Here is an 11037-nt window from a genome sequence, read left to right on the forward strand (position 1 = left end):
TCGGTATAGAGCGTGAAGGCGCAAACGGGATCGCCGGGGCCGCAGCGTTCGGAGATCTCGGCCAGGGCCGCGCGGCTGGCCTGGGCGATGCCCTCGGCCAGCGCGGAAAAATCAAAATCGGTGGAGGCAGGCACGGGCGCATGGTAGGCGATGCGTGTGCCGCACGCCGCCCATGCCACCGCAAGACCGCGCCATTTGCGTGACGCATTCCACACCCCTCCCGTTTGCGCTTACTTCAACGCAAAGCGCACATTCGCCGGCTTCTTGCCCGGCAGGGTCACCAGGGCCACGACCTTGGTGCCGGCCGCCACCTTGAAGCTGCCCTTGGCTTCGAGCTTGCCGTCGCCGGCCGGCACCAGCACGGCTTCGGATTTCTCCGTGCCGTTGAGCAGCGTGAGCTTGGCCCCCACGCCCTGCGCGCTGGCCGGCTTGCCGTGGTCGCGCAGGTGCAGGGTGATCACATCGGGCCTGGCCACGAGCTCATAGTCCATGTCGTGGGTGCCGGCCACGATGCCGCCGTGCTGCGGCTTGTGGTCATCGCCGTGGCTGTGGTCACCAGCGGCAAAGGCAGTGCTCGAAACGGCCAGCGCCAGCGCGGCCAGAAGGAATTTGCTTGTCATGGTTGTCCTTTCAGGGGTGGAGGGTGACAGAGGAAAAATCAGAAGGCCTCGGCATTGCGGTCGTCGAGCAGGCGCTCGGCGTCGCGCCGGCCGAACAGCCAGAACAGGGCCGGGGTCAGGAAGGTGTCGAGCAGGGTCGAGCTGATCAGGCCCGAGAAGATCACCACGGCCACCGGGTGCAGGATCTCGGTGCCCGGGCGCTCGGCCTCCAGCAGCAGCGGTGCCAGCGCGAAGGCGGTGACCAGGGCGGTCATGAGCACGGGGGAGAGGCGTTCGAGCGAGCCGCGCACGATCATCGCGGTATCGAAGTTCTCGCCCTCCACGCGCATCAGGTTCAGGTAGTGGCTGACCTTGAGGATGCCGTTGCGCACCGAGATGCCCGCCAGCGTGATGAAGCCGATCAGCGCCGCCACCGACAGCGGCTGGCCCGAGATCCACAGCCCCAGCACGGCGCCCACCAGCGCCAGCGGGATGTTGGCCATGATGAGCGCCGACAGCGTGGCCGAGCGGTAGCGCGTGTACAGCACCACGAACATCAGCACCAGCGAGACGATGGCCAGCAGGCCCACCAGGCGGCTCGCTTCCTCCTGCGCCTGGAACTGGCCGCCCAGGGTGATGAAGTAGCCCTCGGGCAGGCGCGTCTCGCCCACCACCTTGCGGATGTCGGCCACCACGTCGGACAGCGCCCTGCCCTGCGCATTGGCCGAGAGCACGATGCGCCGCTTGCCGTCGTCGCGGCTGATCTGGTTGGGGCCGTCGCCGTCCTCGATGCTGGCCAGGCGCGACAGGGGCACGCGCCCGCGCGGCGTCTCGATCATGATCTGCGCCAGGCCATCGAGCGAGCGCGCGCTCTCGGGCAGGCGCACCACCAGCGCGAAGCGGCGGCTGCCCTCCACGATCTGCGTGACCTTCTCTCCTTCCACCAAACCCTGCAGCGTGACCAGCACCTGCGCCGCCGGCACGCCGTACTGCGCCGCAGCGGCATGGTCCACGCGCACGGTGATCTGCGGTGCCAGCACCTGCTTTTCCACCTCCAGGTCGGCCAGGCCGTCGATGCTGGCCAGGCGCGCGCGCAGCGCATCGGCCTGGCCGCGCAGGGTATCGAGGTCTTCGCCGAAGAGCTTGATCGCGATCTGCGAGCGCACGCCCGAGAGCATGTGGTCGATGCGGTGCGAGATCGGCTGGCCAATGGCGATGGCCGCCGGCATCTGCGCCAGCCGGCTGCGGATGTCGGCCTGCACCTCGGCCATGCTGCGTTTCAGCTCGGCCGCTGGCAGCAGGCCCACGTCGAGCTCGCTCACGTGCACACCCTCGGCATGTTCGTCGAGCTCGGCCCGGCCGCTGCGCCGGCCCACGTGCGTGACCTCGGGCACCTGGCGCACCAGCACCTCGGCCTGGCTGGCCAGGGCGGTCGACTCGGCCAGCGTCACGCCCGGGTTCAGGCGCATGCCGATGAGCAAGGTGCCCTCGTTGAACGGCGGCAGAAAGGTGGTCGGAAAGAACGGCACCGCCGCCACCGACAGCGCCACCGCCACTGCGCTCACGGCCATGGCGATGCGCGGGCGCGCCAGCACGCCCATCAATCCGCCGCGGTAGCGCGCCTTGAGGCAGGCCACCACGCGCGTGTCCCCATGGTCCAGGTTCTTCATGCGCGGCAGCAGGTAAAAGGCCAGCACCGGCGTGACCGTGACCGACACCAGCAGCGAGGCCAGCGTGGAGACGATGAAGGCGATGCCCAGGGGCACGAACAGCCGCCCCTCGATGCCCGGCAGCGCAAACAGCGGCAGGAACACCAGCACGATGATGGCCGTGGCGTAGAGGATGCCCGAGCGCACCTCCATCGACGCGAGCTTGACCACCTCCAGCGGGTGCAGGCGGTGGTTGGGGTGTTTGGCGCGGTCCATCTTCAGGCGGCGCAGCACGTTCTCCACGTCCACCACCGCATCGTCCACCAGGCCGCCGATGGCAATCGCCAGGCCGCCCAGGGTCATGGTGTTGATGGACAGGCCGAAGTACTTGAACACCAGCGCCGTGATGAAGATCGACACCGGGATGGCGGTGAGCGCGATCACCGTGGGCCTGAGCGTGCCGAGGAACACGAACAAAATCACCGCCACGAACACCGAGGCACCCATGAGCTTGCCCTGCAGGGTGGTGACCGAGGCCTCGATGAAGCTGGCCTGGCGGAAGGTGACGCGCGGCGCCTCCATGCCCGCGGGCAGCGAGGCCTTGAGGTCCACCAGCGCCGCCTCGATGCTGCGCGTGAGCGCGATGGTGTCGGCCGTGGGCTGCTTCTGGATGCCCAGGATCACGGCCGGCTTGCCCTCGAAACCCGCATCGCCGCGCTTGAGCGCGGCGGCGAAGGTCACCTCGGCCACCTGGCGCAGCAGCACGGGCTGGCCGTTCTTCGCGGTGAGGGCCAGGTTCTGCAGGTCTTCCAGGCGCGAGGTGCGGCCCAGGTGGCGGATCAGGTACTCGCGCCCGTTGAGCTCCAGGAAGCCACCCGAGGTGTTGCTGGAGAAGCCCTTGAGCGCGCCCGTGAGCTGGTCGTGCGTAATCCCCAGCTCGGCCATGCGCGCCGTCTGCGGCTGCACCTGGAACTGGCGCACCTCGCCGCCGATGGGGATCACCTGCGCCACGCCGGCAATCGCCAGCAGGCGCGGGCGCAGCACCCAGTCGGCGTACTCGCGCACGGCCATGGGCGTGGTGCGCTGCACGTCGATGGGGATCGCCACCTGCATGATCTCGCCCATGATGGAGCTGATGGGCCCCATGCGCGGCGTCACGCCCACGGGCAGCCCCTCCTCCATGGACGACAGGCGCTCGGACACCATCTGCCGGGCGCGGAAGATGTCCGTGCTCCAGTCGAAGGTGACGTAGATGAAGGACAGGCCGGCGCTGGAGGTGGAGCGCACGCTCTCCACGCCGGGCAGGCCGTTCATCGTCGTCTCCAGCGGGAAGGTGATGAGCTGCTCCACCTCTTCGGCGGCCATGCCGCCGGTCTCGGTCATCAGCGTGACCGTGGGCTTGTTGAGATCGGGGAACACATCCACCGGGGTGCGCGAGAGCGTGAAGGCGCCATAGGCCATGAGCACACCCGCCGCCATGAGCACCAGCAGCCGGTTGGCCAGGCTGCTTTCGAGTAGCCACTTGAACATCGTGCGGCTCCCTCAGCGGACCTGGTTGATCAGCGTGGCGCCCTGCGTGGCCACACGGTCGCCGGCCTTGAGGCCCGAGGTCACGGCCACCGAGGTGCCGTCGAGCGGCACATAGGTGACCACGCGCGGCGCAAAGCGCTCGGGCGCCTCCTTGACCCAGACGATGGTCTGGTTGGCGGGGTTGCGCAGCAGCGAGGCGACGGGCACCTGCACGCCCGCAGCCTGTTCGGTGGACTGCACGAACACGCGCACCGGCTGGCCCAGGGCCAGGGTGCCCAGCACCGCGGCATCGCCGGCAAACTGCAGCGGCAGCGCCTGCTCGCGCAGGCTGCGCGCCGCGCCGAGGAAGCGCAGCGGCACGCGCTGCCCGCCCACGGCCAGCGCGGCTCCGGCCACGCTGTGGGCCTGGGCCGTGTCGTAGGCCAGTGCCTCCACGCGCAAGCGCGAGGGGTCCACCACCTCGAACACCAGTTCGCGCGCATCGACCACCTGGCCCGCCACCGCATTGGCCGAGGCGATCACGCCCGAGACCGGTGCCACCAGCGCATCGCGCGTGGACAGGCCGGCCCCCACCGCGCCCAGGCGTTGGGTGAAGCTCTGCAGCTCGCTCTCGGCCGCCTCGATCTCCTTGCGCGGCACGGTGTCGGCCAGTTCCTTGAGGCGCGCAACGCGGCGTGCGGCCAGGTCGCGCGATGCGCGCAGCTCGGCCTGCTGGGCCAGCTGGTTGGAGCGTTCGATGGCGCCCGCCGTGGGCACCACATAGGCCAGCACCTCGCCCTTGCGCACCGCCTGGCCCACGCCGGGCAGGCCCTTGGGCCCCGCCTCCAGCCGGCCGGCCAGCGCGGCCTGCACCTTGCCACCGGCATTGGGGTCCATGACCACCGTGCCGGCCAGCTCGAAGGCCTTGGGGTGCCGGCCCTCGGCCGCCACCAGCGTGCGCACGCCCAATTGGCGCTGTGCGGGCTTGGGCAAGAAGACGCTGCCATCGGGCTGGCGCTTGGGGCCGTTGCCGTCGGCGGCGGGTGGTGCATCGCCATGGTCATGGCCTTCTCCTGCGGTCGCGGAGAGCGGGGCCCACAGGGCTGCCGCCGCCAGCATGGCGGCAATCAGGTTGCGCTTCATGCTGCACCTCCCACGCGGACGGTGCGGCCACGGCGCAGGCCCCACACAAGGGCCAGGGCACCCAGCGTAGCGGCAATGCCGCCGGCCAGCACCGCGGGGCGGCGCATCAGGCCCGAAGGCTCGGCATGGGCATGCGCGGCGGCATGCACATCGATCTCGCCGGCCAGCAGGTCGGTCTCGCTGCCGGCCACCACCGTGGCCGTGACGGGGCTCACGCCCTCGGCCAGCGGAGCGGCCAGGGCGGCCTGGAATTCGCCGTCGGCCACGCGGGTCACGGGCACGCGCGTGCCGGCGATGTCGAGTTCGATCTGCGAATCCTTCACGGGGCTGTTGTCGCCCGCATGGTCGAGGTAGAGCGCGAGCTTTTGCCCATCGAGCACGCCGACCAGTTCGAACAGGTCGGAGGTGGCGGCAAAGCGCGGCAGCGCAGGGCCTGCAGCGGCAGCGGGCGCTTCGCCGTGGGCATGGGCGGCGTCGGCCAGCACGGCCGGGGGCAGAAGGCCCAGCACCAGGGCCAGGCCCAGGGTGGGAATCAGGGAAAGGGATTGCATGGTGGTCCAGAAGAAGGGAATGAGGGGGCGCTCACTGCGGCAGCAGGCCCATGGCCTGGCGCAGGGTGGAGATGGCGGCGGCCGCGTCGATGCGGGCACGCGCGAGCTGCCGTTCGGCCTGCACGGCGTCGAGCTCCACACGCAGGCGCGTGGGCCAGTCGGCCTCGCCCAGGCGGAAGGCCTTGTCGACAAAGCCGCGCGTATCACGCGCCAGGGCCGCATGGCGCTCCATGGCTGCGCGCTGGGCCTGGGCGGCCTTCACGCGGGCAGCGGCAGCGGCCACGTCGGCGGCCAGGCGGTCCTGCTCCACGCGGGCGCGGGCCTCGGCGTCCAGCGCATCGGCGCGCGCGGCGGCCTCCTTGGCATGCGCGCGTTCGCCACCACCCAGGGGGATGCGCACGCCCAGCGTGAAGCTTTGCGCATAGCGCTCGCCCGATTGCTCGCGCGCCCGCGTGGCGGCCACGGTCAGCTCCGGGTTGGCGCGGGTCTGCACAGCCGCCAGATCTGCGGCGCGGCGCGCTACTTCCGCCTGGCCTTGCCAGTCGGCCACGGCGGGGTGCTCAGCGGGCAGGCCGGCAGCAGGCAGCGCTTCAGGCTCGGCGCCATCGGCCTGGACCACGGCACCGCCCCATACCGCCAACGCGGCCTGTGCGGCGTCGCGTGCGCCCGTGGCTTCCGCCACCAGAGCCTCGGCCTGGGCCACGGCCCCCTCGGCCTGGGTCTGGTCGGCGCGCGACATGTCGCCGGCCTTGAAGCGCCGCGCCACATCGGCTGCCAGCTGCTGCGCACTCTGCAGCCGGTCCTGGGCCAGACCCAGTTCAGCCTGCGCGCGCTGCAGGGCCCACCAGGCCTCGCGCACGGTGCCGGCCAATTGCAGTTGCGCGGCCAGGCGGCGGCTTTCCAAGGCCTGGATCTCGGCATCGCCCAAGGCCTGCTTGCGTGTGCGCTCGCCGGGCAGCCACAGCGGCAGGGCCACGCCCACCTCGTACTCGCGGCTGCCCTGGTTGCTGCCGGGGCGGTCGCTCTTGCGCGACAGCTCCAGCGCGGCTGGCTCGGCCGTCCAGGCGTTGGCACCGCTGCGCGCGGCCTGCGCGGACTCGCGCCGCAGCGCGGCCGACTGGGCCTCGGGCTGGCGCTCCCAGGCGCGCTCGAACAGGGCCTTGAGCGTAAGCGGTGGTGCGGCTTGCTGGGCCAGCGCGGCACTGCCGGCCAATGCCCACCCCAGGGCCACGGCGGCGATGCCCAGCCGTGGCGTGTGTGATTTTCTCGTTCGTTGCATCCGATTCCTCTGCAGTGGCCAGGGGCCACGGGTTGAAATCGGCAAGGCACGACGCCCGGCACGCACGCACCTGTGCGCGCGCTCCGCTGCTGCCCACAGGGCAGCTTGCAATCGTCAGGAAGGGGCCGCCCTCAGCCCGCCTCGCCGCTCAGGCGAGGACGGACCAGTTGGGGCGTTCGGGGCGGGATAGAGGGGGGAGCACCCAGGCGGGAGCCATCTGGGGCGCAGGACGGCCTACCGACACCACAATGGCCTGTGCGCTGGCGCTCAGCGCCATACCGCTGCCCACGCCGTGGCAGGCGTGGCAGTCCATGTCGGCCGTGCCGGAAGTGGCGAGGGCCTTGTGGTCCGGTGTCTCGTTCGCCTGGGAGGGCGCAGCATGCGCGCCATCGGCCTGGTGCTCGTGCACATGGTGGCCGAAATGCGATGCCTGCGGCGCCGCTTCGTGCCCGCAATACGGCGATGCCGCGGCCCAGATGGACTGGAGCGGCATGAACAGCAGCAGGAAGACGAGCAGCAGGCGGCGCATGGTGTGCGCGCATTCTAGTGACAAGATGGCGCGGCGCAGCATGCGCCAGGGGCCATATCCCCAGGCGTCCAAGGGTATGGCATGGAGAGATGACCGACTCGTCATCTGCGCATCATCCCGCAGCCACCAGGAACTGCGCCACGCCGTCGCTGGCGCGCACCTCGGAGCATTGCACACCCCAGACGCGCGCAATCGCCGCGGCATCCAGCGTCTGCGCCGTGGGCCCCACATCGCAGCGACCCGCGCCCATCAGCACCACGTCGTGCGCATAGCGCAGTGCCAGGTTCAGGTCGTGCAGCACGGCCACCACGCCGATGCCCTGCTCCACCGCCCAGCGGCGCACCAGGGCCATGGCCTGGTGCTGGTGCGCCAGGTCCAGCGCGGCAGTCGGCTCGTCGAGCAGCAGCCAGCGCGTGGCGCCATCGGGCCGGGGCTCCCAGATCTGCGCCAGGGCCCGGGCCAGGTGGGCACGTGCGCGCTCGCCGCCCGAGAGGGTGTTGACACCGCGCGTAGCCAAGTGGGCCACGCCCGTGGCCTGCATGGCGTCTTGGGCAATGCGCGCCTCGTGCCGGCTGGGCGCCTGGCGGTGGGGAAAGCGGCCCATCTCCACCACCTCCTGCACCGTGAAGTCGAAGGCCACGGCCGTCTCCTGCGGCAGCACTGCGCGCAGGCGCGCCAGTTCCGGCGCGGAAATGCGCCCCAGAACCCGCCCACCCAGGCCCACGCTGCCCGAGCGCGGCGCGCGCTGGCCCGAGAGCATGGACAGCAGCGTGGACTTGCCCGCCCCGTTGGGCCCGAGGATGGCCGTGAAACGGCCGGGCTGCAGCTGCGCATGCACGGTGGCCAGCAAGGGCCGGCCCGGCAGGCCGACACCCAACTGATCGCACACCAGCGGATCGCCGGAAGGGGGCGGGTTCGCACTCACACCTTGCCCCGGAACTGGCGCAGCATGGCCAAAAACAGCGGCACGCCGATGAAGGCGGTGAGCACGCCCAGCGGCAGCTCCGCCGGCTTGACGATGGTGCGCGCCACCACATCGGCCACCAGCACCAGCGTCGCGCCCAGCAGGGCCGAGCAGGGCAGCACCACGCGGTGGTCGGGCCCGGCCACCAGGCGCACCCAGTGCGGCGCCACCAGGCCGATGAAACCGATGATGCCGGTAGCAGCCGTCACGGCGCCCACGGCCAGCGCGGTCACCAGCACGGCCAGGCGCTTGGTGCGCTCCACCGGCACGCCCAAGAGCGCGGCCTGCGCCTCGCCCAGGGCAATCGCATTGAGCGGCCGGGCCAGCGCCAGGCCCAGGCTGCAGGCCACCGCCACCACGCCGCCCACCAGGGCCACGGCGCTCCAGCGCGCGCCACCCAGGCTGCCCAAGAGCCACATCTGGATGTTGCGCAACTGCTCGTCGGTGGAGATGAAATTGAGATAGCCCAGGCCCGCCAGCGCCAGCGCGTTGACCGCCACACCGGCCAGCAGCATGAGCCCCATGCGCGTGCCGCCATCGGCCTGCGCCAGCCCGTAGATCAGCGCCGTGACGATGAGGCCACCGCTGAAGGCCATGGTCACCAGGGGCCAACTGCCCAGGGTGCGCAGCAAATCCGGCAGCCAGTGCATGCCCAGCACGATGGTGAGCGCCGCGGCCAGTGCCGCACCGCTGCTCACGCCGATCAGGCCGGGGTCGGCCAGCGGGTTGCGGAACAGCCCCTGCATCAGCGCGCCGGCCAGACCCAGGCCGGCCCCGGCAGCCACGCCCATAATGAGGCGCGGCAGGCGGATGTTGACGAAGACCAGGTACTCGGGCGCATTCTCGGGCGCAGGCACGGCACCCACGGCCTGCATCAGCACCTGCCACAGCTGGCCGGTGGTGATGGCATAAGCGCCCTGCGTGCTGCCCCAGACGAAGGCCAGCAGCACCAGGGCGAGGCCCAGCGCCAGCGCGGCGCGCGGGGACAGGCGCCCGGGAGCGCGCCGTGGAATGGGCTGCATGGTGGCGGCTGCCCCGCTCACGCGGTGATCGCCTGCAGGCGCGCCTGGATCTCCCGCACCGTGCCAGGCAGGCGCGGGCCAAAGCCCAGCAACTGGCTGACTTCCATGGTCACCAGGGCCTTGCGGCGGAAGGCCGGGGTAAGGGCCAGCTCCGGCCGCTGCCAGAACGCGGCCTCACCGCCCAGTGCCTCGATGCCCTGGGTGCTGTTGAGCAGCACCTCGGGCGCGGCACTGGCCATGGCCTCGGCCGTGAGCGGCCGGTAGCCCGCGAACTGGGTGATGGCGTTGGTGCCGCCGGCAAAGCGGATCAGCGCGTCGGCCGCCGTGCCGGTGCCCGCCACCATGGGGCTGCCGCTGTGCGACAGGATGAAGATCGCGCGCGGGCGCCGCGCAGCCGCGGCCACGCTCTTTTGCACCGCCGCCCACTGGGCGTCGAGGTCGGCCTGCAGGGCGGCGGCCTCGCGTTCGCGGCCCGCCACGCGGCCCACGGTGGCCACCTTGCGCTGCACCTCGTCCCAGGTGTGGTCGGCCTTGACCAGTTCCACGCGCACACCGGCGCTGCGCACCTGGTCCAGCACCACGGGCGGCCCTGCCTCGGTGGTGCCCACCACGGCATCGGGCTTGAGGGACAGCAGCCCCTCGGCCGAAAGCTGGCGCATGTAGCCGACCTTGGCGGTCTTCTGCGCAGCCTCGGGGACCAGGCTCGTCGTATCGGTGCCCACGAGCTGGCCTTGCGCACCCAGCAGGTAGACCACCTCGGTCAGCGCGCCGCCCAGCGAGACGATGCGCGCGGCGCCCGCTGCATGGGCCTGGCCCACGGTGAAGACGGCAGGCAGCGCTGCGGCACCCAGCAGCACCTGGCGGCGATGGATCAATGCGGTCTCACGCAGCATGGGCCAGCTCCTGCAGCCGCGGCAGGCGGGCCGCCAGGTCGCGCCAGCCCTGCAGCTCGGCCTGGCCGGGCTTGCGTGCGCCGAAGAACATGGCCATCAGCTCGCCCGCAGGGTCGAAGGCCTCGACCGAGGTCACCACACCGTCAGCGGTGGGTTTTTCCACCAGCCACACGCTGGCCACCATGTCGGTGCGCAGGTGCAGGTTGAAGCCGGGGTCGAGCACATTGATCCACTGCGCGCCGCCGGGCGTATCCAGTGGTTTGATATTGTTCACCGGGCCGGTGTGGATCTGGATGCAGCCGCCGCTGCCAACGAAGACCATGATGGGCAGGCCGCCCGCAGCGGCCTGCTGCAGCACGGCGGTGACCGATTCCTTCGCCAGGCGCCACGCAAACTGCCCTTCCACCAGGCGAAAGCTCTGCTGGCGCTCCACAACGAACTTCTTGGTCAGGCCGAAGAACGCGTGCGTGACCTGCATCGCGGCCCAGCCTTCGCGCAGGCCGGCAATGTCGATCTCGGCATCGGGCCGCGGCACCTCGGCCTGCGGCGGCGCGCCGAACACATAGCCCGCGCTGGGCAGAGCAAAGCGCTGCGCCACGGCATCGAACGCGGCCAGGTCGGTTGCGTCTCGCGTGAACACCTTGTGCACCGCACGCCCGTGGGCGTTGAAGAACTGCAGGCTGCGCATGGGCGCGCGTGACGGGTCGGCGGCGGCTTCGGTCACGGCAAAGCCTGCGTGCCACTGCGCGAAGAACAGGCGCAGGTCGATGTCCTCGCCGAGCGCCAGGCCCACCGGCCCCGTGGCCGAGATGTTGGTGTAGACGCCGGTCTTCTCGTGCACCACGCCCTCGTTGCGCGTGAGCGCCATCAGCGGGCCGCAGGCCTCCAGCGCCTGCAGC

10 protein-coding genes are annotated in these 11037 nt (G+C 71.2%); all 10 read right to left on the reverse strand.

Annotation, left to right across the window (positions count from 1 at the left end; translation table 11 throughout):
• Nucleotides 1-230: 230 nt before the first annotated feature.
• Complete coding sequence (locus tag ACK59X_RS05800; RefSeq protein ID WP_409955948.1) at nucleotides 231-620, reverse strand: hypothetical protein; 390 nt, start codon at nucleotides 618-620, stop codon at nucleotides 231-233.
• 38 nt (nucleotides 621-658) lie between these two features.
• A complete protein-coding gene (locus ACK59X_RS05805) occupies nucleotides 659-3778 on the reverse strand; it encodes an efflux RND transporter permease subunit (RefSeq protein WP_409955949.1) in 3120 nt (1039 codons plus the stop codon).
• A 12-nt stretch (nucleotides 3779-3790) separates the two neighbouring features.
• Nucleotides 3791-4900: an efflux RND transporter periplasmic adaptor subunit gene (locus ACK59X_RS05810; RefSeq protein WP_409955950.1), complete on the reverse strand. Its 1110-nt coding sequence runs from the start codon at nucleotides 4898-4900 to the stop codon at nucleotides 3791-3793.
• A complete protein-coding gene (locus tag ACK59X_RS05815) occupies nucleotides 4897-5451 on the reverse strand; it encodes a hypothetical protein (RefSeq protein ID WP_409955951.1) in 555 nt (184 codons plus the stop codon). Before ACK59X_RS05815 ends, ACK59X_RS05810 begins: the two co-directional genes overlap by 4 nt.
• A gap of 31 nt (nucleotides 5452-5482) precedes the next feature.
• Nucleotides 5483-6730: a TolC family protein gene (locus tag ACK59X_RS05820; RefSeq protein WP_409955952.1), complete on the reverse strand. Its 1248-nt coding sequence runs from the start codon at nucleotides 6728-6730 to the stop codon at nucleotides 5483-5485.
• 148 nt (nucleotides 6731-6878) lie between these two features.
• Nucleotides 6879-7259, reverse strand: coding sequence for a hypothetical protein (locus tag ACK59X_RS05825; protein ID WP_409955953.1), 381 nt, complete (start codon nucleotides 7257-7259; stop codon nucleotides 6879-6881).
• A gap of 112 nt (nucleotides 7260-7371) precedes the next feature.
• Entirely contained in the window at nucleotides 7372-8184 is an 813-nt protein-coding gene (locus ACK59X_RS05830) for a heme ABC transporter ATP-binding protein (protein ID WP_409955954.1), read from the reverse strand.
• On the reverse strand, nucleotides 8181-9245 hold the full coding sequence (locus ACK59X_RS05835) for a FecCD family ABC transporter permease (protein WP_409955955.1): 1065 nt from the start codon (nucleotides 9243-9245) through the stop codon (nucleotides 8181-8183). Before ACK59X_RS05835 ends, ACK59X_RS05830 begins: the two co-directional genes overlap by 4 nt.
• Nucleotides 9246-9262: 17 nt before the next feature.
• Nucleotides 9263-10138, reverse strand: a complete 876-nt coding sequence (locus ACK59X_RS05840) for a hemin ABC transporter substrate-binding protein (protein ID WP_409955956.1) — start codon at nucleotides 10136-10138, stop codon at nucleotides 9263-9265.
• Nucleotides 10128-11037: hemin-degrading factor (locus ACK59X_RS05845; protein WP_409955957.1), on the reverse strand; the 910-nt coding region annotated here is incomplete at its 5' end. The genes ACK59X_RS05840 and ACK59X_RS05845, both read right to left, overlap by 11 nt.

The organism is Acidovorax sp., assembly GCF_046339755.1.
GTDB lineage: Bacteria > Pseudomonadota > Gammaproteobacteria > Burkholderiales > Burkholderiaceae_C > Acidovorax.